This is a genomic window from Citrobacter sp. Cpo074, assembly GCF_030332745.1.
In the GTDB taxonomy this organism is placed as follows: domain Bacteria; phylum Pseudomonadota; class Gammaproteobacteria; order Enterobacterales; family Enterobacteriaceae; genus Citrobacter; species Citrobacter portucalensis.
The window spans coordinates 467356-493316 of record NZ_JAOWHG010000034.1; the positions used below are offsets into that span (position 1 = coordinate 467356).

Consider the following 25961-nt stretch of genomic DNA (forward strand, 5'->3'; position numbering starts at 1 on the left):
CGTCGTTACTCAGTCTTTTTTCGTTGCATTCGCAAAGAAAATATCAGACTGAATGTCTTTAGTACGGATGGTAAATAGCTGATTGGTTAGATCTTCCGTCAGCTTCTCGGCGTCGGCCATGATGCGTAGGTTGAAGTCATTCAGCATCTTATCCGCGGCGGGTTTATCGGTTTTCGCCATCTTCAGATACTCTGCTTCGACCTCTTTTTGCTCCTTCGCCACTTTGTCTTCCCACGCTTTGTAGGCTTTTTTGACGATTGGCGCGAGCTTCGGATAATCGGTCATCGTCAGCGTTTGTAATTTACGATATTTCCAGTAGATAGACTGATCGTCCGCTTTATCGGTACCCATCGTGTAGTTAGCCGGATACGCTTTCAGACCGCTGTAGTACGGAACGAAGGCGGTGAGGTCAGCCATGCCCAGGCCAATGTAGGTCGTTTCACCAATCTCTTTTGGCAACCACGGACGGACCTGCATAACGTGCGCTTCATAGGTACGGAAAACGCTGACCGGACGCCATGGCTCTTTGCCGTTCAGACCGTTGGTGTACGGGTCATGGCTGGTCCCTTCATAGTGACTACGCAACACGGCTTTCACATCGTCCAGCGTCATTTTCTTCTCTGGCGTCATGAAGACCGGGAATTCGCGCCCTTTGGCCATATCCTGATTTACGGAAGGATTGAACTCTTTCTGGATGGTCCATACGCGAGGGTCGTTATACGTGCGGTCACGCTCGTCATCACGGGTATAGGCTTTGGAGAAGTTGAATTTACCGTCTTTCGCCGGATCGTACAGCCCTTTTTCAGTCGCAAATTGAATCAGGTTTTTTGACGCCATCATGTCCGGACTTTTAGGATCGTAATCCTGTAAGCGGCCCTGATTACCGGTGGCAAAATACTGGTTATTCGGCAGACGCTGCGCCATCCACTGGTGGCCGCTACCGGTTTCCAGGTACCAGATCTCGTTATCGTCGACGACGGCAACGCCAAAACCTTCGCCTGCGCCGACGGTCTCAACGATATGGCCCAACAGCGCCACAGCTTCACGTGCGGTTTTACTTTGTGACAGCAGAATATCCGGGATATCGTCTTCGGTGATCCCTTTATCCTCAACGTACGGGTCGGCGGCCAGTGCTTTCGGTGAGGCAAAAATGGATTCTGTACCGCTCACGCCGACACCCAGCTCGTTAAATCCGGTCGCGCCGTGCAGTTGGGTTTTCCAGTTTGGGACAGTGGTATAACGCAGAGAGTTTTTCGGCAGTGGCCAGGTAAAATCATTCGCACCATTATGTGCTTTGGTGCTGTATACCCCGGTCTGATTTTGCTTTGCCGGATGAATGACAAAATGCTGTGCTTTCAGGGCATCGCTGTCTGCGCTACGGGCGACCAGCATGGAGCCGTCCGCTGATGCTTCGTTGCCGACCAGCAGGGTCGTACAAGCAAAACCTGATGAAACAACGGCCAAATTTATAGAAAGTGCAATCAGGCACTTTTTAAAAGTAAACATTACGTATCCCTCATATGTACGCCAAAAATACACCGGAAACACACCGTTTCCTGAAATGCGATAACGCCTGAACGCTCAGACATTGCTCGCGAGAGAGATAAACGCCCCTGCCCACGTCTTCTCCAAATATCCATCCGTAGGTTGAAGTCTTCTGGGCAAAATATAACGCCCATTTCGCTTAATTATTACGCAACGGATATTATGATATTCAGGATGTTTCCTGATTCGCGATGAAGAATAGCAATGGGTTATGTGTGGATTCAGTGACCCATGTCGCGTAAGTCAATGATGACAAATGTGAATTTCATTGAGGGGCCGTACTTTTTGTTTCCGGATATGACGCTACCTTTTGCGGCAATACAGCGAGGGCACATTGGAGCTGGCAAAAATCCATGCACCTTTATACTCCTCCATGACCAGGCTCAGGCTTCGTCCGCTTTGGCGGTAAAATCCAGGTAATGTGTCGTTAATATCCGCTTCATCAGCGGTGTCAGCGAAGGTTTTGACGACCTGCATCGCCTGTAGCACCCGGGCATCGCGCTTTTGGGTGTAGTTAAAATAGATGTTCCTGCTAATGTCTGAGGTATTACGCCCGTACAGTTTGCCGGTAATAGTGGCCAGGCCTTCACTGTTGTACATCCGAAACGATAACGTACCCGTAAAGCGGTTGCTGCCAATATTCCATTCCATGTTACCGATGCAATTCAGCGGTTTGTCGGCATAGCGTGAATGCCATAACCATCCGCCTGAACCGAGCACAGTAACCAGCCCGGCCACGAGCACTATAAGGTGGCGTGTTTTTTTCATTGCCCGCGCATCCAGTAATAATGAGTAGTACAAAATGCGTTAGCATCCACCCGTGCATCTTTATCACAGACAAATGCCACGATCCTTTCCGCTTTGCTGTAACCGGTAAGAAACACGTGCTTGTTGTTTTCACAGAGATAGGGATGTAACTGCATCAGATTGAAATAGCCTTGCTGGTCGTGTTCATTTGGTGAGTAATAGATTTTGCAATTTTGCCGCGATGGCGTCTGCATGGAAGCCTGGACAAATTTACTAAACGGCATAACAGGGCGCGTTTGATACCACACCAGCCAGATGATCAACGTGGCAATCACGACACTGGCGCTAAATAAAACCTCAAACCAGGGTATCTGCGTCGTTTGTTGTGGTGTCGAAGGAATTATCTTTGCGGGGGGGATTTCTTCAATAACCGGCGGCGGGGAAACTTCACTCTGTTGAAGCATTATTGTCTCTACTTGCGTATTCTCATTTAATCTGAGCCCGCGTCGGGAAATAGTTTTCACCGTATCACGAGGCAACCCCACGTCCGCCAGCGCGTTTCGTAGCGTCAGAATAGCCTGGTAAAATGTGTTGGTGGTGGTCACATTATTTCTTTCACCCCAACCAATTGTCATCAACGTGTTCTGGGAAACAATGTCACTTGCGTGAGTAATTAAATAGAGAAAACAGAGCGAGGCAGGGAGCTGGAGCTGAATTGCTCGCCCGGTCTGACGATTGACCAGACTTTTGCTATCAGGATTAAATTCGACCAACTGATTGATAAGGTACAATTGCCCAGCCCTCAGTAACCAAAACGAATCACAGCGTGTGCTAACGCATCCTTTAAATTTTACATCCAAATCGAAAATGCGCCTCACTCTTTGTTCATGAACGAAGATAAGAATTTCACTAATTCATTAAAACATCTTTAAATACAATATGTTAGCGATCTTATTTCTTAGGTGAGAATTAACTAAGGTTAAATAATGAGAATTCATTACAGTTTTATCTGAATTATCTTTATATTTGTCCACAACATGACAAGGGTGATTGAGTTATCAGAATTACGTAATTAGTAAGTAACTTTTGCGCAGGTTATTTTTTAGCAAATAGTGCTTTTTTACTGTTTATCCTGGAATCTGAATTTATGCATAAAATTCCTAATGCATAGGTTGTTATTCTGAGATAAAGCGTAAATAAGCTTAGCGCAATCGTATTACTCACAGACCATACATATTAGTGCATCAGGAGTTTATTACATTTTATTAGCGCCACTGTTATTAGCTGACAAGGAACGTACTACGTGTTGGATTGACACATTTATTTACCAATGAAATATTTATGGAAAAATAACAGGAGTCATTTTTGATGAAGAGATCACCGTCACAGACTGTTCGTTGCATAAGCTGTGAATTATCCTGTCAATTATTTCCGGATACTGCGGTTCGTGCCAGTTACTGTCACCGTGCCGCATTTGCGATCTGGCCTGAGGGGAATGGCTTTCTGCAAAAAGGAATTATTGAAAAGCTTCTGCTTAATAATCAAAACCATTTGTCGCGTGGGTTTATTTTTGTGGACTTTTCTTTCCCGAATCTGCGCCTGTTTGCCGACCCGCAATGGGTTGACCGGCTTGCCTACAGCGGTATGCATATTGTGTTGATAGCAGACAGGAACCTGGCGCCGTTAGCCAACTACTGGCTGTCCAAAAGCAATAAAATACAAGGGATTATATATTCTGATGATGATGACGAAGTTCAACATCAGAAAATTAGGCGACTCTTTACTGGTCATCTCGCTAACAGCAAACGTGGACGCTCACTTAACTATACTGAAATGATATTACTGAAGCGTTTTGTGTCAGGGAAAAGTATTCAGCAAATTACCAAAATAGATAATATCGATATTAAGAAAATATATGTCTACAAGCTCAGGCTTGAAGATAAGTTAGGCCATAGTATTCATCAAATATTGTCGAATATTTTATAACGTTTTTTGAATTTTATTATTTTCACATCCTTGCGATGTGGTGGACGCTCTACGCCTGAAAGCAGGAGGCTAATATGCCAAATCCCAAATCTTATTCTCGTATTGCCATAGCGGTTTCAGCCGCATTAACCTCTATGGTATTTTCAGCTCAAGCGGCATGGGTTGACGTTGATAGTCTACCCTCCACCGGACTGGTTAGCAGTCTGCCCCCGGAATTGCAGGCAATAATTCCAGCGCAGGCAAATGCCAGTTTCGCTAAAACCAGCGCCATGCCGAATTATGTTTATCAATGGAGTGCGGGCACGATTCCCGTTTATGGCAATGGATTAACGATTAATGGACCCGGCGCTGAAGCTTTTGAGCACTCTGTTACCGTTATTCAGAACAGTACAACGGGTAGTCCGGGCGTTATTTTTGGGGACGACCTGACGATTCGCACGCAGTCGAAGAATGCCGCCAATAATGGTAAAGATGTTGACGGTATCCGCACGCACGGGGCCAATACGCCGGATAACCCGGTCTTTATCATCACCGGGGATCGCACCAGTATTTATGTGGACGGTCAGGATGGTGACGGTATTAACGCCGGTTACAACTCCTATAGCCAGGGTTGGAAGGGCTCGGCCAGCATTTACGTCGGCGACGATCTGTATATTCAAACCACCGGTTCCCAGGGACGTGGTATCACAGCAAACGCGATGAAAGACGCCACGCAGGCCAAAAATACAATTGTGGTCGGCGACCGGGCACACATTGTGACGACAGGTGACAGTTCAGAGGGTCTTCGCACCGGGCAGAGCGGTTCCTCGATACTGCTTGGCAATGACGCCACCATTGAGACTTCGGGTGCTTCTTCAACGGGGATTTATGCCGCCTCATCGTCCAAAACGGAACTGGGCAACAACGCGACGATTACGGTCAACGGCGTCAGCGCACATGCGGTTTATTCCACCAACGCGACCGTGAATCTTGGTGAAAACGCAACGATCAACGTGAACAGTTCGGCGAAAGCGGCGTCATACAGCAAAGCGCCACGCGGCCTGTATGCGACTTCACGCGGGGCGATAAACCTGGCAGGCGGTGCCGCCATTACCATGGCGGGCGATCACAGCAACGAAAGTTATGCCATCAGCACTGAAACGGGCGGCATCGTAGACGGTTCTACTGGCGGGCGTTTTCTTATCGACGGCGATCTTCATGCCGCTGGCGCGACTGCTGCAACCAGCAGCTTGCCGCAGCAAAACAGTACCATTAAGCTCAACATGACCGACAACTCGTTGTGGAGCGGGGCGTCATACATCACCAGCGCCACTGCCGGGACGGGCGTTATCTCGCTGCAAATGAGCGACGCGACCTGGAACATGACTAACAGCTCAACGCTCACCGACCTGACGCTGAACGGCGGGTCAGTGGTGAACTTTGGGCATGCTGACGGCGAACCGTGGCAGACGCTTACCATCAATGAAGATTTTACCGGGAACGGCGGCAAACTGGTTTTCAATACTGTCCTGAATGACGATACCTCCGAAACCGACAAGCTGAAAGTGCTCGGCAACACCGCGGGTAATGCGTTTGTGGCGGTGAATAACATTGGCGGAACCGGGGCGCAGACCATTGAAGGTATTGAGATCATCGAAGTGGCCGGTAATTCTGACGGTACTTTTGAGAAAGCGGGCCGTATTGTTGCCGGTGCGTACGACTATAACGTGGTGCAGAAAGGCGGTAACTGGTATCTGACCAGCTTTATTCCTGCTCCGCCGGATCCGGAAGACCCGGACCCCGTCGATCCGCATGACCCTGACCCTGTTGATCCGGACCCGGTTGACCCTATTGATCCAGACCCGGTCGATCCTGTAGACCCGATTATCCCTGAGCCGGAAGAACCTGTTGCGCCTCCTGTCACTGAGCAGCAATACCGTCCGGAAGCAGGCAGTTATCTGGCGAACAACTATGCGGCTAACACGCTGTTTATGACCCGACTGCACGATCGTCTGGGTGAAACGCAGTACGTCGATATGCTGACAGGCGAGAAGAAAGTTACCAGCCTGTGGATGCGTAACGTTGGGGCGCATACCCGCTTCAAAGACGGTAGCGGGCAGTTGAAAACCCAAAGCAACAGCTATGTGATGCAGCTAGGCGGCGACCTGGCGCAGTGGAGTAGCGACGGTCTTGACCGCTGGCACCTCGGCGCGATGGCCGGTTATGCCAACAGCCAGAACCGCACGCAGTCCAGCCTGACCGGCTACCATTCACGTGGCCAGGTCACCGGTTACAGCGTGGGGCTGTATGGCACATGGTATGCCAATGACGCCGACAAGACCGGCACCTACGTGGATACCTGGGCGCTGTACAACTGGTTTGATAACAAAGTGATGGGCCAGGAGCAGGCAGCAGAGAAATACAAATCCAGCGGGATAACCGCTTCGGTTGAAGCCGGTTACAGCTTCAAACTGGGTGAAAGCGAACGCAACAGCTACTGGCTGCAACCGAAAGCGCAGGTGGTATGGATGGACGTGCAAGCCGACAGTCACCGCGAAGCGAACGGTACCCGCGTGAAGGACAACACCGATGGCAACCTGATGACCCGTCTGGGTGTGAAAGCCTTTATCAACGGGCACAACGCCATCGACGACGGTAAATCTCGCGAGTTCCAGCCGTTTGTTGAAGCCAACTGGATCCACAACACGCAGACGACCAGCGTGAAGATGGACGATGTGAGCAATGACATGCGCGGCACCAAAAACATCGGCGAGCTGAAAGTCGGCGTTGAAGGTCAAATCACTCCGCGCCTCAACGTGTGGAGCAACGTGGCCCAACAAGTCGGCGATAAAGGCTACAGCGATACCCGCGGTATGCTCGGCGTGAAATATAACTTCTGACGTAGTTGCAGGTAATGGAAAAGCCGCTGATTAACCGATCGGCGGCTTTTTTACGTATTAAATATGATGGTTATTGCAGTTGTTCGGTAAAACCGAACAACTGAAAATGAAAGGCCGCAACGTTATTTTTTGCTGTGTGCAGTTCGTAGGCCGGATAAGCGTTAGCGCCATCCGGCATCTGGCTAACCTGTAATTAATGCTTACAGGTTCAGACGTACTTCACTGGAGAGTTGCCAGCGTGCTCTCAATTCTTTTTAACTTCTGATTTGCTTCTTGCAGCTCATCCTGCAACCGTTGTTCCTGCTCGCCGTAGATCATCAGGACGATACAACCGTTCATCACTTTTACGCTAATCTGTTGCCCGGTATCAAACCCCGCTTCGCGTAGCCACTTGCCGGAAAGAATAATTTTGGGTGTGGATTTGTCGAAAACATTCGGGCGATATCCCACAATTACCGAACGCTCGGTTCCAGATTGGTCGGTGTCTGGGGTAGAATGCGAATCAGCCATAATCAACTCCTTGATAGTTGGTGAGGTTAGACGCCCTTTGGTGTTCGAGCACCTTAGGGCGCCGTTAGATTTCATTATCCGTATGGTAGGTACCATATGATGATAAACTAACCTAAGTGGTACCTACCATGCAAGAGAAAAAAAAGCCAAATTTTGACCGCACGAAGAGCACGATGAAGAACATTCGATTTGAGGATGAGCTTCTGGAGCAGATTGAGAAAGCTGCGGGGAAAGGGAATTTTAGTAAGTGGGTGAAAGATGCGTGCAAAATTAGGTTAGTCCATGAGCAATTAAGTAAAATAAATTCTAAATCTTGAGGTATTAATGAACAAGTATCTTTCCGATAAAAGGCATCGTGTTTCTGAATCTAAAGATAAACAACTATCTTTTTTGGCAGTAACGCAAAGTGATCGTGCTAGATTAATTTATTCTGCGGCATTCCGGAGGTTACAACAAAAGGCTCAGGTTTTTTCTCTCGAAAGTAATTCTGCGGTACGTTCTCGATTAACACACTCTATAGAAGTATCTCACATTGGACGGTATATAGTTTCTGTAATTTGTGAGTTAGTTGATAAGTCAGATGCTTTGAATGACGAGCAAAAAAAATGTTGGCGAGAAAATAGTCAGGCAATTTCAAATATGGTTGAGATATCGTGTTTAGCACATGATATTGGTAATCCTCCATTTGGTCATTTTGGTGAAGCAGCGATAAAAGAGTGGGCTCGCTCAGAAAAAACAATAGATGCTTTAAAAAAAGCATTGGGTGATTCTTGTGATGTCAATATCGATTGTATTTTATCAGACTTTATCGAGTTTGATGGTAATCCGCAGGGTTTTCGAATTCTAACAAAACTTCAGGGGGAAGATGGATATAATGGCCTCAATTTGACATATAGCCAGCTAGCAAGTTTTTTGAAGTATACTTATGGCCCTAGTGATAAGCCTAAGCATGAAGATAATGTCGAGAAAATACCATTTAGTAAAAAAATAGGATACTTTAACTCTGAAAAAGATATTATTTATAGTACTTGGGACGGTTTAGGTATGCCAAAAAATACAAGACACCCATTAGGTTTTTTGATGGAGGCATCCGATGATATTTCTTACTGTATAAGTGATATTGAAGATGGGATAGAAAAAGATATTATTCATGAAGAGCATTTTTTCAAATTTGTGATTGAGCGGTTAACAGAACTTAAAGATAAATATCCAGATAGAACAGTTTATTGCAATGAGTTAATAGATATTTTAGAAGGAAGAAAAAAATCTTCAATTGGTCCTTTTCTTTCGTTTAAAACCAATCTTTCAAACTATTTAGTAGCACAGGTAGCAAAAAAATTCGTTGATAACTATAATTTATTCTTATCCTTAAAGTTTAATAAAACAATCATATGTAAGAATGAGTTTGAGTATGATGTATTAGAGATATTGAAAGATTATACATCAGAAAATTTATTCTCTTCATATGAAGCCGAAAAAATGGAGTTATCCGGTTTTGCTATAATAAAAGGTATTCTTGATGAGTATCTAAAAATTTTATCGCTCACAAAACAAGAGTTCTTGTATTTATTACTCAATGACTCTGATGGTATTAAAGAAAATAAGCTTCATATTGAAAGGCGCTTGTTTAACCGCTTACCAGAAAAACACTTAAATGCATATAAAGCTGCTGTTTCGGAGTTATCTATAAAAGATGATAAATGGTCAGATGAACTATTTAAGAATAAAATTAATGAAATAGACATTTGTGATGAATGGATGTTACGAGCCCACTTGATTGTTGATTTTGTTTCTGGAATGACGGATCAATTTTCAATGGAAATTTATCATTTATTAAGAGGAATAAAGATAAAATGAATAAATGGAGAGGGCTTAATATAAAAATCAATAGACACCCAATATTTTGGGTGGCTGATCTTTTGCATCAATACATGTACAGTAATGTTTTAACAAGAAATGCACGATTGGAATTTAGTAAGTATAAATATATTCCGCAATCATATTATGATGAAAGAATAGTATTCACTTTACCTATTGCTGATTTAAACAAATCATCATTATTTGATTTGTTAATGGATCTAGAAGATGATGAAGAATTAGCGTTGCACTCGACGGTTTTCGATATTGGTTCAGCATTTCATATGCCATTGATCGACTTTGGAGGTAAAGATAGTCGATTATTCGAACCCACCCTAAAGGAATTTTGTAGTTATTGGGGGCTAGAGTTTCAAGCTTATAGTAGCGGACGCTCTTACCATGCATATGGAAATCGACTTTTGAGTCAAAACGAATGGATAAGTTTCATGGGAAGCCTATTATTACTAAATATGCCAGGATCTTCAAAAATCATAGATGATAGGTGGGTTGGGCATAGAATTTTAGCTGGTTATTCATCTCTGCGGTGGAGTAAAAACACGTCAAAATATAAAAAGTATCCTACTCATATTGGTTACTTCAATGAGCAAGGTTTCTATGATGAGCTAACTTCATTTGGTGATCTTAATGGGATCTCAAATGAAAGTATAAGAAATTTTGAAGGTTAACAATTCTAGAACGAATCTTGTAGATTATCTGAATGAGGAGGTGGGACTCCTTATTCAGATAATATTTTTTATCCAAATTCTATATGAAAAATTATTTTAGCTCTAGTGAAAGCGAATAAGTATATAGATTTTGGCGGAGAAATCGGAAGCGCCAGGCTTTTGAGCCGTCTGGATTGATGAGTAATGACAGACCTTGTCCATCGTTCAATGTATAGGGCTTGTCTTGGGGCTTTGCTCGTTTAATTTGTATGTCTGTTAGTGGCATGAGTATAAGTCAAAAATATGTATAAAAAATCTATACACATCACTATACATATTTTTCATGGATTCAGGGAGAACTTGTCGGACGGTTACGGATAAGTGATTTACTATGTATGTTGAAAATAAAGGATTTTTAGACGTTCTCGGATGGTGGCGGAGGAACTTTGGCGGAAGATCACAGGAGTCGAACCTGCCCGGGACCGCTGGCGGCCCCAACTGGATTTGAAGTCCAGCCACCTCACCGGAGATGACGATCTTCCGCGCCTCGATTGCTACATGGAGGCGGGGCGCATTATAGCTACTTCCAAACGTTTCCACACCCCCTCACTCACTTTTTTAACTTCCGTTTCTCCATACCATGACCAGTTTCAAATAAATCCCCGCAAAATCCATTACTTACACTTAGACACATTTTTTGACGCTACTCTGATCACAGAAAACAAGAATCGTAATTTGATAACGAGATATCGGAATACCCGCGCTCACAGGGATGGTTTACAAGAACTGTAACCGGTATCAGTGCGTGTGAAAGTGCTAACAAGGATGCGTAATGAAAAGTGAGATTTTGTCCGTTAAAGAGAAGATTGGCTACGGCATGGGCGATGCCGCCAGCCACATCATCTTTGATAACGTTATGTTATATATGATGTTCTTCTATACCGATATTTTTGGTATCCCGGCCGGTTTTGTCGGCACGATGTTCTTACTGGCTCGCGCGCTGGATGCTATCTCAGACCCTTGCATGGGACTGCTCGCCGACCGCACCCGTTCGCGCTGGGGGAAATTCCGCCCGTGGGTGCTGTTTGGCGCTCTGCCATTTGGTCTGGTCTGTGTGCTCGCCTACAGCACGCCGGATCTCAGCCTGCACGGCAAAATGATTTATGCCGCAATCACCTACACGCTGCTGACCCTGCTTTATACCGTGGTGAATATTCCCTACTGCGCGCTGGGCGGTGTGATAACCAATGACCCAACGCAGCGTATCTCCCTGCAGTCATGGCGCTTTGTGCTGGCGACGGCGGGCGGCATGCTCTCCACCGTGCTGATGATGCCGCTGGTGAATCTGATTGGCGGCGAAGATAAAGCGTTGGGCTTCCAGGGCGGGATTGCCGTGCTCTCGGTTGTGGCGTTCCTGATGCTGGCGTTTTGCTTCTTCACTACCAAAGAACGTGTGGAAGCGCCGCCGAGCAGCAACTCAATGCGTGAAGACCTGCGCGACATCTGGCAGAACGACCAATGGCGCATCGTCGGCCTGCTGACCATCCTCAACATCCTTGCCGTCTGCGTACGCGGCGGGGCGATGATGTATTACGTCACCTGGATTCTGGGTACCCCGGAAGTGTTTGTCGCCTTCCTCACCACCTATTGCGTCGGCAATCTTATCGGCTCTGCGCTGGCAAAACCGCTGACTGACTGGAAATGCAAAGTCAGCGTCTTCTGGTGGACGAACGCCCTGCTGGCGGTCGTCAGTCTGGCAATGTTCTTCGTGCCGATGCACGCCAACCTCACCATGTTCGCCTTCATCTTCGTGATTGGCGTACTGCATCAGCTCGTGACGCCAATCCAGTGGGTGATGATGTCCGACACCGTTGATTACGGCGAGTGGTGTAACGGAAAACGTCTGACGGGGATCAGCTTCGCGGGCACGCTGTTCGTGCTCAAGCTGGGTCTGGCGCTCGGCGGGGCGATGATCGGCTGGATGCTGGCGGGCGGCGGTTACGATGCCGCAGCGAAAACCCAGAACAGCGCCACCATTAGCATCATTATCGCATTGTTCACGATTGTCCCGGCTATTTGTTACCTGTTGAGTGCCGTGATTGCCAAACGCTTCTATACCCTGAAAACGCCGTATCTGACGGAAATCATGAGTCAGCTGGCTCAGGGTGCGCACCGCAATCAGCAGGATTTTTCGACGAAAGAATTACAGAACTAAGGAACCAACGATGAAAATTAGCGACGGAAACTGGCTGACGCAGCCTGGCCTGAATTTAACTCACCCGATTCAGGTATTCGAGGTCGAGCAACAGGGTAACGAGATGATTGTCTACGTTGCGCCGCGCGATGTGCGTGAACGTACCTGGCAACTGGATACTCCACTCTTCACCCTGCGCTTTTTCTCGCCACAGGAAGGCGTGGTGGGCGTGCGTATGGAACATTTCCAGGGCGCGTTGAATAACGGTCCGCACTATTCGCTGAACGTGCTGCAGGACGTCAATGTAGAGATACAAAACACCGCTGAATTTGCCGAACTGAAAAGCGGAAATTTGACCGTGCGGGTCACTAAAGGTGAGTTCTGGTCGCTGGATTTCCTGCGTAACGGCGAACGTATTACCGGCAGCCAGCTGAAAAATAACGGCTACGTGCAGGACACCAATAGCGGGAAAAACTATATGTTTGAACGCCTGGATCTGGGCGTTGGCGAAACGGTGTACGGTCTGGGCGAGCGCTTTACTGCGCTGGTACGTAACGGCCAGACGGTGGAAACATGGAACCGCGATGGCGGCACCAGTACCGAGCAGTCTTACAAGAACATCCCGTTTTATCTCACCAACCGTGGTTACGGCGTGCTGGTAAACCATCCGCAGTGCGTGTCGTTTGAAATTGGCTCTGAGAAAGTGTCAAAAGTGCAGTTCAGCGTTGAAAGCGAGTATCTGGAATATTTCGTCATCGACGGCCCTACGCCGAAAGCGGTGCTGGATCGCTATACCCGCTTTACCGGTCGTCCGGCACTGCCGCCAGCCTGGTCATTCGGTTTGTGGCTGACTACATCGTTCACCACTAATTACGATGAAGCGACGGTGAACAGTTTTATCGACGGGATGGCCGAGCGCAATCTGCCGCTGCACGTCTTCCATTTCGACTGCTTCTGGATGAAAGCCTTCCAGTGGTGCGACTTTGAGTGGGATCCGGTGACCTTCCCTGACCCGGAAGGTATGATCCGCCGCCTGAAAGAGAAAGGGCTGAAGGTCTGCGTATGGATAAATCCTTATATCGGCCAGAAATCCCCACTGTTCAATGAACTGAAAGAGAAAGGTTATCTGCTCAAGCGCCCGGACGGCTCCCTGTGGCAATGGGATAAATGGCAGCCGGGCCTGGCGATTTATGACTTTACCAATCCTGAAGCCTGCGAGTGGTATGCCAACAAGCTGAAAGGTCTGGTGGATATCGGCGTTGACTGCTTCAAAACTGACTTTGGCGAACGCATTCCTACTGACGTTAAGTGGTTTGACGGTGCCGATCCGCAGAAAATGCACAACCATTATGCGTACATCTACAACGAACTGGTATGGAACGTGCTGAAAGAGACCGTCGGTGAAGAAGAGGCAGTGCTGTTCGCCCGTTCGGCCTCGGTCGGCGCGCAGCAGTTTCCGGTGCACTGGGGCGGCGACTGCTACGCCAACTATGAATCAATGGCCGAAAGCCTGCGTGGCGGGTTGTCCATCGGCCTGTCCGGCTTTGGCTTCTGGAGTCACGATATTGGCGGCTTTGAGAATACCGCCTCGGCGCACGTCTACAAGCGCTGGTGTGCGTTCGGGCTGCTCTCCAGCCACAGCCGCCTGCACGGTAGTAAATCCTACCGTGTGCCATGGGCGTACGATGATGAATCCTGCGACGTGGTACGCTACTTCACTGAGCAGAAATGCCGCATGATGCCATACCTGTATCGCGAAGCGGCGCGCGCCAATGAACTCGGAACGCCGATGATGCGCGCAATGATGCTGGAGTTCCCGGACGATCCAGCATGTGATTATCTCGACCGCCAGTACATGCTGGGCGATAGCGTGATGGTTGCGCCGGTGTTTAGCGAGGCGGGTGATGTGCAGTTCTATCTGCCGGAAGGACGCTGGACACATCTGTGGCGTAACGACGAGGTGGCGGGCAGCCGCTGGCATAAGCAGCAGCATGACTTCCTGAGTCTGCCGGTTTATGTGCGCGACAATACACTGCTGGCGCTGGGCTGCAATAACCAGAAGCCGGACTACGCCTGGCACGAAGGGACGGCGTTCCAGCTGTTCCATCTGCAGGAGGGTCGGGAGGCGATTTGTGAAGTCCCGGCGGCTGACGGTTCGGTTATCTTCACGCTGAAAGCGACGCGCACGGGTAATACCATCACCGTGCAAGGAAGTGGCGAAGCGCGTAACTGGACGCTGTGTCTGCGTAATATTACGCAGGTTAGCGGCGTGAAGGGCGGCTCATCTGTGGGCAGTGAGTGGGGAACGGTTGTCACGCCGGATGCGGATGTGCTGACGATTACCCTGTAAGTAAATCTCAACGTGGGCTGGATGGCGACGCAATGCGTTTTATCCGGCCCACGCTGCGAGCAGCATTCCAGATCTGAAAATCCAAAACATCCTGAATTAAATTTTTATCTCCCCATATTTGCGAGCGATATCACTCTGAATCCCACGAAAAATGTGATCTGCGCCGTAAATATCTCACTATTTCCCGTTTTTGTCTTATTTCTGTCCGGAATACAGGACACGATTTAGTATTGTTGGCGCATCGTAGTCCTCTTATATTTATCATCACGGATTACACGTGGAGCATCAATGCTTCTTTATAACCTAAATAATTCGAGTTGCAGGAAGGCGGCGACGCAGCGAATCCCCTGAACGTACATAAGTACGTGACTGGGGTGAGCGAGAAAAACCAACGCACATGTAGCTTGAAGTATGACGGGTATAGATATTTAATCTGGTATGTAATAAGGGTAAATAATGCAAATGATTACCTCCCGACAAAACAGATTATTAAAATTTCTTCTGTCTAAGAAGGAATATGTCACGCTGCTGAAAATTGCCGAGTATTTATCTGTTTCAGAGAAAACTGTGCAGCGCGATCTGCGCTTACTGGAACCATGGTTATCAGAATGGAAAATAACTATCGATAAACGTGCTGGTGCTGGGGTGATATTAAGTGCCGATAATATTACCGACCTTTTATATATGGACCAGTTATTAGGATCGGAGGGTGATGATGCTGACGGCATGATGAATAATTCACGGCGAGTCAAGATAGCTTCACAGTTATTAAGCGAAACGCCGCATGAAACGTCGATCAGTAAATTATCCGAACGTTATTTCATTAGTAGCGCATCGATTGTTAACGATCTGAAAGTAATTGAATCCTGGATTACCCCGTTGGGCCTGTCGTTGATTCGTAGTCAGAGCGGCACGCACATTGAAGGTAGCGAGAGCGGTGTGCGCCAGGCGATGGCATCGTTGATTAACGGCGTGATTAACCATAATGAACCCGGCAGCGTGATTTATTCACGCCTGGATCCGGGCAGTTATAAAGCGTTAGTGCATTACTTTGGCGAAGAAGACGTTTTATTTGTCCAGACGTTATTGCAGGAAATGGAGAACGACCTGTGCTGGTCGCTCGGCGAGCCTTATTACGTCAATATCTTTACCCATATTCTGATCATGATGTACCGCATCACGCGGGGCAATGCGCTTCCGAGAAAAGAAGAGAGCATCTCTACCTGTGATGAGAACATATTTTCCATTGCCAGTCGCATGATCCAGCATATCGAAAAACGCATTGCCCACCCGCTGCCGGAAGACGAAGTCTGGTTTATATATCAATACATTATCTCCTCGGGTGTGGTGATTGAAGAGCATAATGACGTGAGTGTGATTGGCCATATGCACTCCAGCGACGAAGCGCGTTTGATTACCCATCGGTTGATTGCCACCTTCGCCGAGATGGTCGACAGCGATCTTAGCCAGGACACGGCGCTGTATGACGGATTGCTGATCCACATTAAGCCGCTGATTAACCGACTGAACTACCAGATCCGCATTCGTAATCCGTTGCTGGAGGATATCAAAGGCGAGTTGCAGGACGTGTGGCGTCTGACCCAGTGTGCGGTGAATAGGGTGTTTAGCGGTTGGGGCGAGCGGGCCGTGTCGGAAGATGAAGTGGGATATTTAACCGTGCATTTTCAGGCCGCAATGGAGCGTCAGATAGCGCGTAAACACGTGCTGCTGGTCTGTTCAACGGGTATCGGCACTTCTCACTTACTCAAAAGCCGTATTCTGCGCGCCTTTCCGGACTGGACTATCGTCGGCGTGGTGTCGGCAGGCAGCCTGCCCACTGTACTGACGGACGATATTGAACTGGTGGTATCGACGATTAATTTACCCGCGGTTGCCATGCCGGTCGTGTATGTCACTGCCTTCTTCAATGATGCGGATATTAAGCGGGTAACAGAAACGGTTATTACGGAAAAATTACATCGGGCGACGTCGCTGGTCGTTGAAAATTAATGTCTGAACTCCATGAGGTATGATTGATGGACATCACGAAAATACTCAATACAAATCGCGTTATTTTGGACATGAAGGCTACAAGCAAAACGGAGGCTATTGAGGAACTGACGGATATTCTGCAAAAAGATGGAGCAATTAGCTGTCGCGAAACGTTTATTCAGGATGTCTGGCAACGTGAGTCAGAAGGCTCGACCGGCTTCGAAAACCATATTGCGATCCCGCACGGGAAATCCTCGGCGGTGGTCAATACCACGCTGGCGATTGGGCGTACCCGCCAGGATATTCCCTGGGAAACCCTGGACGGCAGCAATGTACGGTGCATTATTCTGTTTGCCGTACGTCTTGAAGATCAAAACACCACCCATATTCGTCTGCTTTCGCAGGTTGCTGGCGCGTTGGCAGATGACGACATTATTGAACAACTATTAGTTGAAAGTAGTCCACAAAAAATTATTGAGCTTTTTAGCCAATATGCTGAATTCAATGTCTGCTAAATAAAATGTGGAGCATGTTATGAATATTGTTTGTGTTGTCGCCTGTACGGCGGGTATTGCGCACACCTATATTGCCCGTGAGAAGTTAATTAAAGGTGCCAAAGCGCTTGGTCATAATATAAAAGTTGAAACCCAGGGCACCATTGGCACAGAAAACGAACTGCTGACAGAAGATATTTCTGCGGCTGATGTCGTGATTCTTGCCGTCGATGTAAAAATAAAAGGGGAGGAGCGATTTTCAAACAAACGCATTGTGCGAGTAAAAACTGAAATCGTCATAAAATCGCCCATTCAGTTTCTTGAAAAGGTCGAAAAATCATTAGTTAATAATAACCAGTAGCGATCCTCATTCTGGAGGGGTTTCACATGAGTGAAAATAAAATTCCGCTATCTCAGGAAATAAAAAAACATTTATTAACGGGAATTTCGTGGATGATCCCGTTAATTGTCGCCGCCGGGATCTGTATTGCTCTCGGGCAAATACTTGGCGGCACTAACGTCGGTGAAAAAACAGGAACCATTCCCTGGATGCTCAACCAGATTGGCGGCTGGGGGATGGGGTTAATCGTACCGCTGATTAGTGCGGCGATTGCGTACTCAATTGCTGACCGTCCGGGATTCGCGCCGGGCCTGATTGTCGGCTTCGTCTGCGGAGAAATTCATACCGGTTTTATCGGCGGTATGCTGGGCGGATTTCTGGTCGGTTATACCGTCCTGCTGCTCAAGCGCTATATCCGTTTGCCGCAGTCGATGCAGGGGTTGATGCCCATCATGGTGCTGCCGGTACTGAGTACCGTTATCGGCGGCCTGTTGATGATGACGCTGATTGGCAAGCCGATTGCCTGGCTGCAGGACGCGTTGATTCATCTGCTGGAGTCCATGCAGGGCGGATCCCGCTTTCTGATGGGCGCTATCCTCGGTGCGATGGCGACATTCGACTTCGGTGGGCCAGTGAATAAAACCATGTCGCTGTTTGCTGACGGCATGCTGGTCAGCGGCGTGTACGGTCCGGAAGCGGTGAAGTTTGTTGGTTCGATGATCCCTCCATTTGGCATTACGCTCTCTTTCCTGCTGACGCGTCACAAGTACACCCGTGCGGAACGTGAGGCGCTGAAGGCCGCATTCCCGATGGGGATCTGCATGATTACCGAAGGGGTTATTCCGATTGCGGCGCGCGACCTGCTGCGCGTAGTGGGCTCCTGCGTGGTGGCCTCGGCGATTGCGGGTGGCCTGATTATGGTGTGGGGTGTCGAAAGCCCGGTACCGCACGGCGGCATGTTTGTGGTTCCGCTCTTTACGCATCCGCTGCTGTTTTGCCTGGCGCTGGGGATCGGTACGGTGATTTGCGGCGTCATGCTGTCGCTGTGGAAGAAACCGGTAACCGAGCGTGATGAAGAGTTTGACGAACTCAGCGATCAAAAGCTGAAAGACGAAGAAATCACCTTCACCCTGGAATAACCGGAGGCCGTATGTTTGCCGATATGAAAAGCATGGTGACCAAAGCCTGGCGCGAGCAGTACGCGCTGCTGGCCATCAACTGTATGAACCTGGAAAGCGCCCGCACAGCAGTGCGAGTGGCGGAGAAACACCGTGCGCCCATCATTCTGAATTTGTATCAGGGGCATCTGGAGCATTTTCCGGCCCCGATAGCGGCAGCGGTGGTCAAAACGCTGGCAGAGGAAGCCTCGGTTCCGGTCGCGCTGGCGCTGGATCATGGAAAGGATCCTGTACGCATTCGCCAGGCTTTTCGCGCCGGATTCAGCGGCTTAATGATCGACGCCTCCGCCTTTGCGCTGGAGGAGAACATTCGCCAGACCCGGGCGGTGGTTGAGCTTGCAGCCAGCGTTTCTCTGTGCGTGGAAGGCGAGCTGGGTCATTTGGCCGATGCTCCGTGCTATGACCACGCCGCTAACGCTGATTTGATGACCCAGGCCGCCGACGTGGAACCCTTCATCCAACAGACCGGGATCGATTTGCTGGCGGTTTCGGTGGGTACGGCACACGGCATGTACGCGCCGGGTATCACTCCTGCTATTGATTTCCAGCGGCTGGAGGAAATAGCCCGGTTATCAACGGTGCCGCTGGCGCTGCATGGCGGCAGCGGGACGCCGTTTGACCAGCTACAGCGCTGTCCGACGTTTGGTGTCGCCAAGATAAACGTTGGTGCGGCGGTTTTCGAAGCCGGAAAGGCTGCGCTACTGCATACCCTGTGTCGCGACACATCCGGTGAACTCGTTGATGCCCTGGCCCTGATGGAGCAGGCCTGCGAGGAAGCCATTATTCCGTACCTGCAGGCCAGCGGCGCTATCGGCAAAGCCTGATTCATTTTCTGTAACGCCTTCTATGCCTCTGCGATGACGCACTGGCAGGGCTTTCTACACCCTGAAACTGGAGAATTAACATGTTAGTTTCGATGAAAGAATTACTGCAACCTACCCGTCAGCACGGTTTTGCCATCGGCGCATTCAACGTGGCGGACAGCTGCTTTGTACGCGCAGTAGTGGAAGAAGCGGAGGCGACCAATACCCCGGCGATTATCTCCATTCACCCCAGCGAACATGATTTTGTCGGCGATGCGTTTTTTAGCTACGTCCGTGATATCACCCTGCGTAGCCCGGTTCCCTTTACTCTGCATCTGGACCACGGCGCTTCGGTTGAGCATGTCCTGCGGGCGATTCAGTGTGGGTTTACCTCGGTGATGATTGATGGCTCGCTGCTGCCATATGAAGAGAACGTGGCGCTGACCCGCGAAGTTGTCAAACTGGCGCATGCGGTAGGTGTTTCGGTGGAAGGGGAGTTGGGAACGATTGGCCAGACCGGGACGTCAGTGGAAGGCGGCGTGTCGAAGGTTACTTATACCGATCCTGCTCAGGCAGAGGATTTTATCACCCGAACGGGTGCAGACACGCTGGCGGTGGCGATTGGAACCGCGCACGGGATCTACCCGAAAGGGATGCAGCCTGAGCTGCAAATGAACATCCTGCGCGACATCGCCGGGCGTGTGGATATTCCGCTGGTGCTGCACGGTGGTTCCGCGAACCCGGATGCGGAAATTGCCGAATCCGTGACGCTGGGCGTTGGCAAAATCAACATTTCCAGCGATATGAAATACGCCTACTTCCAGAAAGTCCGCGAAATCCTGGCGAAAGAAACCTGGTGGGACCCGAACGTAATCTACCCGGAAGCCATTAGCGCCGCGCGGGACGTGATCCGCCACAAAATGAAACTGTTCGGTTCAACCGGCAAAGCATCACTTTACTAACGGCATGCAGGCGGGGCGACCCGCCTCTTTCGCAACAAGGAAAAGTGGAATGAAGCGTTCACACATTAATTATGCCGTCGATAAAGCGCATGCCATCGCTGAGACTTTTCGGGTCTGTCTGCCTGATTTTGCGTATTTTTCAGTCGATGCCTGGCGGCAACAGGATCAAACTCTGTGGCGTGAAGTGCGCGATCTCCAGTTGGGCTGGGATATTACCGACTTCGGGCACGGAGATTTTGCGCAAACGGGGCTGACGTTACTAACGTTGCGCAATGGTCTGATGGGGTCAGCGGATTACCCCAAACCGTACGCCGAAAAGATGCTGCAAATTCAGCAGGATCAGCAAACGCCATGGCATTTTCATCGCCATAAAATGGAAGATATCGTTAATCGCGGCGGCGGTGATTTATGTATGCAGCTGGCGTGGGCCACGCCTGATGATGAGTATGATGCCCGACGCGTTGTTGAGGTTAGCGTGGATGGTCAGCGGCGTACCGTTAACGCTGGCGAGACACTGGTATTGAAACCGGGACAAGGAGTGTGTCTGCCGCCGCGCTTGTATCATCGCTTTTGGGCGGAGAAGGCGTTTGTGCTGGGCTGGGAAATCTCGATGGTCAATGACGACCAGCATGACAACCACTTTCTGGAACCTGGCGGTCGCTTCCCGGTGATTGAAGAAGACGAGCCGGTGAAATGGCTGTTGTGCAGTGAATATATTCGCTTATGAGCGTGAGTAGGCCCGGTAAGCGAAGCGCCACCGGGCAATAAATCATTGTGCAGGTGGTGGTGCAGTGACTTCACTCCCCGAAACCACGCCAGCCTGCATAGTTTGCGTTACCTGCTGTTTCTCCACGTTCACCGCATGCAACTGACCGTTGACCGTTGGCTTGAGAGGCGCATCGGCCTGAATATTGCCGCTGGCGGTAAGCTGGATGTTACCATCGCCGGAAAGCGGCAGTGCGGGCCAGCCCCACTGCTGCAGGATCGTCATTGGCACGCCGCGCCCGTTCAGGCTGACCTGCGTCTGGCGCTGAGGTAGCTGCGAAATGCTGGCAGTGGCCTCCAGCAGTCCTTTTTCCGTATAGGCGCTCAGTTCGCTGATATTGATGGTGCTGCTGTTTGCCGTTAGCGCCAGAGAAGGACGACGCACATCCGTACGGTTAAAGGTGGCTGCGGCAGCGTTGAGGGTGGCGCTCCCGCTCCAGATCCCCCACTGATTGTTCTGTACCAGCCCGAGGTTAGCGCCGTAGCCGTCCAGCGCGGTGAGCTGCCACGGGAAATTGGGGTCGATATCTATTACCAGATTGCGGCTGGCGCTGAATTTCTTCAGCGTCAGGCTGTTTAGCCACGCTGGCAGGGGGGTCATCCACAGCTGCTTCCAGTTTTCCGGCAGCGTGTATTCCAGACCAGCAATAGCGGCATCGTCAAGGACCAGCGCTTTGTTGCTGCGCATCCAGTTTCCGGATGTTCTGACCATACCGCCTTCCCAGCGGGTGGTGAACTGGCGCAGCGCAATGCCCTGCGGTGAGAACTCGGCGTTCAGAATCGGATCGAAGAAGTGCAGAGAGCCGTAAATAAACTCGCTGGCATTCATCGACAGTTTGCCTTCCTGAGTTTGCCAGTCGTCCTTGCTGAAGGTCATGTTGCGCAAGCTCAGATCGAGATCCGTCACCGCCCAGTCGGGGCCTTGCAGACGGGCATCCGTCACTTCCAGACGACCAATTTGCAGGGAAGGAATAGTGCTTAATGGGGCAAAAAAGTCGGCCAGCGATTTGTCGCTTTGCAGCCGGATATCGTTCAGGCGCAGATTCTCCACAACCCAGCTCCCGTCGGCATTGCGTTGCGCTACGCCGGTTAATGCCCCTCGCGCCACGTCAGCGCCAATATTGCTTAGCGTCACCCGGTCATGGTCGATGCTGCCTTCAATCAAGACGTTGGTAGTTGGAACATCGTTGAGCGTCAACGAACTGGCGCTGAGCTGAATTTGCGCTTTGCTCCCGAGAATTTTACCTGCCTCAGGGCTCCAGGGAATGACGCCGCCGTTAACGCGCTGGGCGCTGAGATTCCACTCGCTGCCGGGGCTGTTAAGCGCCATATCCTGCAATTGCAGGCGATCGGCCTGGAACGGCAGCGGTGCGGTTTGCTGGGAAAGATTCAGCGTGCCGTTTTGCAACAAAATGGTGTCTACGTGCAGAGGGTCGGTGATTTGGCGGCTGCTCAGCCCAATATCGACCGTTTTAGCGACCAGCGTTGCGGGCTGACCATCCCGGCCAAAGGTGACGTTTTCCAGCAGAATATGGGAAGGGGAGGAAAACCGGTGATCGATGGCATCAAACGCCAGATGGTAGCTGCTGTTCTCCGAAACCCAGGCGCTGACGTGCTCTGCCCCCCAGCGGGTTTGCAGTAGAAAATAAAGGCCGAGAATCGCCACTGCAAGGGCGATCAGCACGTAAAGAAGCAGCTTTCCAATAAATTTCATGGTCTTCCATCCCGCGAAGTGCACATAGTCAAGTTATGCACGATTTAGGCGCAATGCTCAAGGCGGGAATGGTGAAAGAGCGTTACAGCGGCGTTGATTCAGAACCAACGCCGCATTTTGCTTATTGCTTTTCTGGCGGGAATACCAGATTCAGAACGATTGCGGTAATACCGCCAGCGGCGATACCAGAAGAGAGCAGGTTTTTCACCCAGTCCGGGGCGAACTGGAGAATCAGCGGCTGCTGGGAAACACCCAGACCAACGGCCAGCGACAGCGCGATAATCAGAATCGCGCGGCGGTTCAACGGCTCGCGGGACACGATACGCACACCGGATGCAGCGATAGTACCGAACATCACCAGCGTTGCGCCGCCCAGTACCGGCTCAGGAATATGCTGTACAAAACCGCTGACTGCCGGGAACAGGCCCAGCGCGATCAACATCAGCGCCACCACAAAACCAACGTAGCGGCTGGCAACGCCTGTTAACTGAATAACCCCATTGTTCTGGCCAAAACAGGAGTTCGGGAAGGTGTTGAACACGGCGGAAACAAACGAGTTCAGACCGTTCGCCAGCACGCCGCCTTTCAGGCGCTTCATATACAGCGGACCAGAAACCGGCTGCTCGGAGACATCGGAGGTAGCCGTAATATCGCCGATGGTTTCCAGTGAAGTAATCATAAAGACCAGCATCAGCGGCAGCAGTAAACTCCAGTCGATGCCCAGGCCATAATACAGCGGCGTTGGCACCATCAGCAGGTCCTGACTTACCGGTGCGGTATTTTGCGGCAGCATGTCCATAAACCAGGCCAACAGATAGCCTGCCGCCATCGCAATCACCAATGACGCAACGCGCAGGTACGGGTTGCGTTGACGGTTAAGCAGGATGATTAGCGCCAGCACCACGCCTGCCAACAGTAAATTCTTCGGCGCACCAAAGGTGTTGTCGCTCATTGCGGCATAGCCACCGCCAATCGATGTCAGACCTACCTGAATCAGCGACAGGCCGATAATCATCACCACCACCCCTGAGACCAGCGGAGTAATAATACGACGCGCCAGGTGCAGGACACGCGAGATAACCATCTCGGTGCAGCTTGCCAGCATCAGCGTACCGAACAGCGCCGCCATCATGGTTGGGACATCTGCGCCACCGGTTTTTAGCGCCGTACCGCCCATAATCAGTGGCGCAACAAAGTTAAAGCTGGTGCCCTGAATGGATAGCAGCCCTGAGCCGACCGGCCCCCAGGCTTTGATCTGGATGATAGAAGCCACGCCGGAGGCGAACAGCGACATACTGATAATGTGTTGAGTATCCTGAGCCGGTAAACCAAGCGCCTGGCAAATTAACAGAGCAGGGGTGATCACCGCGACGAACATGGCCAGCAGATGCTGGCAGGCGGCAAACAGGGTCTGGGCTAACGGGGGGCGATCTTCAAGACGGTAAATCAGTTCACTGTTGTGAGTCTGCGCAACCGGTTGCGCATTTGTTGACTCTACGGCGTTAACGGACATCAGAGGCAATCCCATGGTGGAAAAGCGGTGATTTTATCTGACCAGGGCAGAAAAGCAAACGTTTGCTAGCAGGTATTCTTAATATTTAAAACGGATAAACAAACATTTTTATATAACTTTTCATCATTTTCTGCTTAAAATCCACTCCGAAAACTCAATAAGAGCTAAAAATCGGTCTGGAATGCATCGTGCGTGATTGTGCTAAACGCACTAATGGAGCTGTAAATGTTTTATCTCGATACGTTATCAACGCTGGTTGCGGCAACCCTTGTGTTGCTGCTGGGACGTAAGCTCGTCCAGTCTGTTTCCTTCCTGAAAAAATACACCATTCCCGAACCCGTTGCAGGCGGATTGCTGGTGGCGATTGCGCTGCTGGTGCTGAAAAAAAGCATGGGTTGGGAAGTGAACTTCGATATGACCCTGCGCGATCCGCTGATGCTGGCCTTTTTCGCCACTATCGGTCTGAACGCCAATATCGCCAGTCTGCGTGCTGGTGGCCGCGTGGTGGGTATTTTTCTGATTGTGGTTGTTGGCTTGTTGCTGATGCAAAACGCCATCGGTATTGGTATGGCGACCCTGCTGGGTCTGGACCCGCTGATGGGTCTGATTGCTGGCTCGATCACCCTCTCTGGTGGACACGGAACCGGGGCCGCATGGAGCAAGCTGTTTATTGAACGTTATGGCTTCACCAATGCGACTGAAGTGGCGATGGCTTGCGCAACGTTTGGTCTGGTGTTGGGCGGGCTGATTGGCGGCCCGGTGGCACGCTATCTGGTCAAACACTCCACCACGCCAGACGGTATGCCGGACGATCAGGCCGTGCCGACCGCATTTGAAAAGCCGGACGTTGGGCGCATGATCACCTCGCTGGTGCTGATTGAAACCATTGCTCTGATCGCTATCTGTCTGACGGTGGGTAAAATCGTTGCGCAAATGCTGGTTGGAACAGTGCTGGAATTGCCGACCTTCGTCTGCGTCCTGTTTGTTGGGGTGATCCTCAGTAACGGTCTGGCGCTACTGGGCTTTTATCGGGTGTTCGAACGTGCGGTTTCTGTACTGGGTAACGTTAGTCTGTCGCTGTTTCTGGCGATGGCGCTGATGAGCCTGAAGCTGTGGGAACTGGCTTCACTGGCCTTGCCGATGCTGGCAATCCTGGTTGTGCAGACTATTTTCATGGCGCTGTACGCGATATTCGTCACCTGGCGCATGATGGGTAAGAACTACGATGCCGCCGTGCTGGCTGCCGGACACTGCGGTTTTGGCCTCGGCGCGACGCCGACGGCGATTGCCAACATGCAGGCGATTACCGAACGTTTTGGACCATCCCATATGGCGTTTCTGGTGGTGCCGATGGTGGGGGCGTTCTTTATCGATATCGTCAACGCGTTGGTGATTAAGCTGTATCTGCTGTTACCGATTTTCGCGCAATAACGGCTGTGCGGCGGGGTAACGTCCGCCGCCGCTATG

At 50.1% G+C, this 25961-nt stretch carries 21 protein-coding genes, 1 tRNA gene and 1 pseudogene; 15 read left to right on the forward strand and 8 right to left on the reverse strand.

Translation table 11 applies throughout. From position 1 onward, the window contains the following. Positions 1-9 precede the first annotated feature (9 nt). The 3 genes from OGX83_RS20370 to OGX83_RS20380 all read right to left on the reverse strand — a co-directional run bounded on the left by OGX83_RS20370 (position 10) and on the right by OGX83_RS20380 (position 3083). The gene (locus tag OGX83_RS20370; protein ID WP_032945412.1) at positions 10-1506 is read right to left on the reverse strand and encodes a C69 family dipeptidase; all 1497 of its coding nucleotides are present in this window, start codon (positions 1504-1506) and stop codon (positions 10-12) included. A 342-nt stretch (positions 1507-1848) separates the two neighbouring features. Then, positions 1849-2313, reverse strand: coding sequence for a YqeJ family protein (locus OGX83_RS20375; protein WP_003827183.1), 465 nt, complete (start codon positions 2311-2313; stop codon positions 1849-1851). Beyond that, on the reverse strand, positions 2310-3083 hold the full coding sequence (locus tag OGX83_RS20380; protein ID WP_128611378.1) for a winged helix-turn-helix domain-containing protein: 774 nt from the start codon (positions 3081-3083) through the stop codon (positions 2310-2312). The genes OGX83_RS20375 and OGX83_RS20380 overlap by 4 nt, the downstream gene beginning before the upstream one ends. 577 nt (positions 3084-3660) lie before the next feature. Here OGX83_RS20380 and OGX83_RS20385 point away from each other — a divergent pair. Further along, a complete protein-coding gene (locus OGX83_RS20385) occupies positions 3661-4278 on the forward strand; it encodes a helix-turn-helix transcriptional regulator (RefSeq protein WP_032945410.1) in 618 nt (205 codons plus the stop codon). A 74-nt stretch (positions 4279-4352) separates the two neighbouring features. Continuing rightward, positions 4353-7157: an intestinal colonization autotransporter adhesin MisL gene (misL, locus tag OGX83_RS20390; RefSeq protein WP_286588981.1), complete on the forward strand. Its 2805-nt coding sequence runs from the start codon at positions 4353-4355 to the stop codon at positions 7155-7157. A gap of 219 nt (positions 7158-7376) precedes the next feature. Here misL and OGX83_RS20395 read toward each other — a convergent pair whose 3' ends face one another. Then, positions 7377-7667, reverse strand: a complete 291-nt coding sequence (locus tag OGX83_RS20395; RefSeq protein ID WP_286588985.1) for a SymE family type I addiction module toxin — start codon at positions 7665-7667, stop codon at positions 7377-7379. 128 nt (positions 7668-7795) lie between these two features. Between OGX83_RS20395 and OGX83_RS20400 the strand changes: the two genes are divergently transcribed. From OGX83_RS20400 to OGX83_RS20410, 3 genes are read left to right on the forward strand one after another with little or no spacing between them, the layout of a single operon-like run. Then, positions 7796-7984: a YlcI/YnfO family protein gene (locus OGX83_RS20400; protein ID WP_142878768.1), complete on the forward strand. Its 189-nt coding sequence runs from the start codon at positions 7796-7798 to the stop codon at positions 7982-7984. Positions 7985-7991: 7 nt separating this feature from the next. After that, positions 7992-9524: a dGTPase gene (gene dgt, locus OGX83_RS20405; RefSeq protein ID WP_286588987.1), complete on the forward strand. Its 1533-nt coding sequence runs from the start codon at positions 7992-7994 to the stop codon at positions 9522-9524. Then, complete coding sequence (locus OGX83_RS20410; RefSeq protein WP_257748587.1) at positions 9521-10210, forward strand: primase 1D-like protein; 690 nt, start codon at positions 9521-9523, stop codon at positions 10208-10210. The genes dgt and OGX83_RS20410 overlap by 4 nt, the downstream gene beginning before the upstream one ends. Before the next feature lie 139 nt (positions 10211-10349). On the opposite strand, the pseudogene OGX83_RS20415 reads toward OGX83_RS20410, so the two are convergent. Next, positions 10350-10475: pseudogene (locus tag OGX83_RS20415) on the reverse strand (integrase arm-type DNA-binding domain-containing protein); the annotation flags it as partial. A gap of 161 nt (positions 10476-10636) precedes the next feature. Further along, positions 10637-10731: transfer RNA gene (locus tag OGX83_RS20420), tRNA-Sec, on the reverse strand. A 290-nt stretch (positions 10732-11021) separates the two neighbouring features. Between OGX83_RS20420 and OGX83_RS20425 the strand changes: the two genes are divergently transcribed. From OGX83_RS20425 to OGX83_RS20465, 9 genes are all read left to right on the forward strand, one after another. After that, on the forward strand, positions 11022-12404 hold the full coding sequence (locus OGX83_RS20425; RefSeq protein WP_103014665.1) for a glycoside-pentoside-hexuronide family transporter: 1383 nt from the start codon (positions 11022-11024) through the stop codon (positions 12402-12404). 10 nt (positions 12405-12414) lie between these two features. Beyond that, positions 12415-14733, forward strand: a complete 2319-nt coding sequence (gene yicI, locus OGX83_RS20430) for an alpha-xylosidase (RefSeq protein WP_286588992.1) — start codon at positions 12415-12417, stop codon at positions 14731-14733. Positions 14734-15189: 456 nt separating this feature from the next. Continuing rightward, a complete protein-coding gene (locus tag OGX83_RS20435; RefSeq protein WP_008786491.1) occupies positions 15190-16743 on the forward strand; it encodes a BglG family transcription antiterminator in 1554 nt (517 codons plus the stop codon). A 26-nt stretch (positions 16744-16769) separates the two neighbouring features. Continuing rightward, positions 16770-17240 carry a PTS sugar transporter subunit IIA gene (locus tag OGX83_RS20440; RefSeq protein ID WP_286588994.1) on the forward strand — a complete coding sequence of 157 codons (471 nt, stop codon included), beginning with the start codon at positions 16770-16772 and terminating at the stop codon, positions 17238-17240. Between the two features lie 19 nt (positions 17241-17259). Beyond that, complete coding sequence (locus OGX83_RS20445) at positions 17260-17580, forward strand: PTS fructose transporter subunit IIB (protein WP_286588996.1); 321 nt, start codon at positions 17260-17262, stop codon at positions 17578-17580. A gap of 26 nt (positions 17581-17606) precedes the next feature. After that, a complete protein-coding gene (locus OGX83_RS20450; protein WP_003827232.1) occupies positions 17607-18698 on the forward strand; it encodes a PTS fructose transporter subunit IIC in 1092 nt (363 codons plus the stop codon). An 11-nt stretch (positions 18699-18709) separates the two neighbouring features. Next, positions 18710-19561: a class II fructose-bisphosphate aldolase gene (locus tag OGX83_RS20455; protein ID WP_286588998.1), complete on the forward strand. Its 852-nt coding sequence runs from the start codon at positions 18710-18712 to the stop codon at positions 19559-19561. 80 nt (positions 19562-19641) lie between these two features. Next, the gene (locus OGX83_RS20460; protein ID WP_032945393.1) at positions 19642-20502 is read left to right on the forward strand and encodes a ketose-bisphosphate aldolase; all 861 of its coding nucleotides are present in this window, start codon (positions 19642-19644) and stop codon (positions 20500-20502) included. Between the two features lie 49 nt (positions 20503-20551). Continuing rightward, positions 20552-21229 (forward strand): D-lyxose/D-mannose family sugar isomerase, encoded by a 678-nt coding sequence (locus OGX83_RS20465; RefSeq protein WP_235126148.1) that lies wholly within the window; start codon positions 20552-20554, stop codon positions 21227-21229. Positions 21230-21271: 42 nt separating this feature from the next. Here OGX83_RS20465 and OGX83_RS20470 read toward each other — a convergent pair whose 3' ends face one another. Both OGX83_RS20470 and xanP read right to left on the reverse strand, forming a co-directional pair. Next, a complete protein-coding gene (locus OGX83_RS20470) occupies positions 21272-22981 on the reverse strand; it encodes an AsmA family protein (protein WP_286589001.1) in 1710 nt (569 codons plus the stop codon). A gap of 121 nt (positions 22982-23102) precedes the next feature. Next, the gene (gene xanP / locus OGX83_RS20475; RefSeq protein ID WP_003024026.1) at positions 23103-24494 is read right to left on the reverse strand and encodes a xanthine/proton symporter XanP; all 1392 of its coding nucleotides are present in this window, start codon (positions 24492-24494) and stop codon (positions 23103-23105) included. Positions 24495-24719: 225 nt separating this feature from the next. Between xanP and gltS the strand changes: the two genes are divergently transcribed. Continuing rightward, on the forward strand, positions 24720-25925 hold the full coding sequence (gene gltS, locus OGX83_RS20480) for a sodium/glutamate symporter (RefSeq protein ID WP_003024029.1): 1206 nt from the start codon (positions 24720-24722) through the stop codon (positions 25923-25925). The last annotated feature ends 36 nt before the right edge of the window (positions 25926-25961 follow it).

Coding starts and splice junctions, on each gene's coding strand:
- OGX83_RS20450 (WP_003827232.1), top strand. CDS start 17,607: ATGAGTGAAAATAAAATTCCGCTATCTCAGGAAATAAAAAAACATTTA.
- gltS (WP_003024029.1), top strand. CDS start 24,720: ATGTTTTATCTCGATACGTTATCAACGCTGGTTGCGGCAACCCTTGTG.
- OGX83_RS20440 (WP_286588994.1), top strand. CDS start 16,770: ATGGACATCACGAAAATACTCAATACAAATCGCGTTATTTTGGACATG.
- OGX83_RS20370 (WP_032945412.1), bottom strand. CDS start 1,506: ATGTTTACTTTTAAAAAGTGCCTGATTGCACTTTCTATAAATTTGGCC.
- yicI (WP_286588992.1), top strand. CDS start 12,415: ATGAAAATTAGCGACGGAAACTGGCTGACGCAGCCTGGCCTGAATTTA.
- OGX83_RS20400 (WP_142878768.1), top strand. CDS start 7,796: ATGCAAGAGAAAAAAAAGCCAAATTTTGACCGCACGAAGAGCACGATG.
- OGX83_RS20395 (WP_286588985.1), bottom strand. CDS start 7,667: ATGGCTGATTCGCATTCTACCCCAGACACCGACCAATCTGGAACCGAG.
- OGX83_RS20435 (WP_008786491.1), top strand. CDS start 15,190: ATGCAAATGATTACCTCCCGACAAAACAGATTATTAAAATTTCTTCTG.
- dgt (WP_286588987.1), top strand. CDS start 7,992: ATGAACAAGTATCTTTCCGATAAAAGGCATCGTGTTTCTGAATCTAAA.
- OGX83_RS20470 (WP_286589001.1), bottom strand. CDS start 22,981: ATGAAATTTATTGGAAAGCTGCTTCTTTACGTGCTGATCGCCCTTGCA.
- OGX83_RS20385 (WP_032945410.1), top strand. CDS start 3,661: ATGAAGAGATCACCGTCACAGACTGTTCGTTGCATAAGCTGTGAATTA.
- OGX83_RS20410 (WP_257748587.1), top strand. CDS start 9,521: ATGAATAAATGGAGAGGGCTTAATATAAAAATCAATAGACACCCAATA.
- xanP (WP_003024026.1), bottom strand. CDS start 24,494: ATGTCCGTTAACGCCGTAGAGTCAACAAATGCGCAACCGGTTGCGCAG.
- OGX83_RS20460 (WP_032945393.1), top strand. CDS start 19,642: ATGTTAGTTTCGATGAAAGAATTACTGCAACCTACCCGTCAGCACGGT.
- OGX83_RS20375 (WP_003827183.1), bottom strand. CDS start 2,313: ATGAAAAAAACACGCCACCTTATAGTGCTCGTGGCCGGGCTGGTTACT.
- OGX83_RS20445 (WP_286588996.1), top strand. CDS start 17,260: ATGAATATTGTTTGTGTTGTCGCCTGTACGGCGGGTATTGCGCACACC.
- OGX83_RS20465 (WP_235126148.1), top strand. CDS start 20,552: ATGAAGCGTTCACACATTAATTATGCCGTCGATAAAGCGCATGCCATC.
- misL (WP_286588981.1), top strand. CDS start 4,353: ATGCCAAATCCCAAATCTTATTCTCGTATTGCCATAGCGGTTTCAGCC.
- OGX83_RS20455 (WP_286588998.1), top strand. CDS start 18,710: ATGTTTGCCGATATGAAAAGCATGGTGACCAAAGCCTGGCGCGAGCAG.
- OGX83_RS20425 (WP_103014665.1), top strand. CDS start 11,022: ATGAAAAGTGAGATTTTGTCCGTTAAAGAGAAGATTGGCTACGGCATG.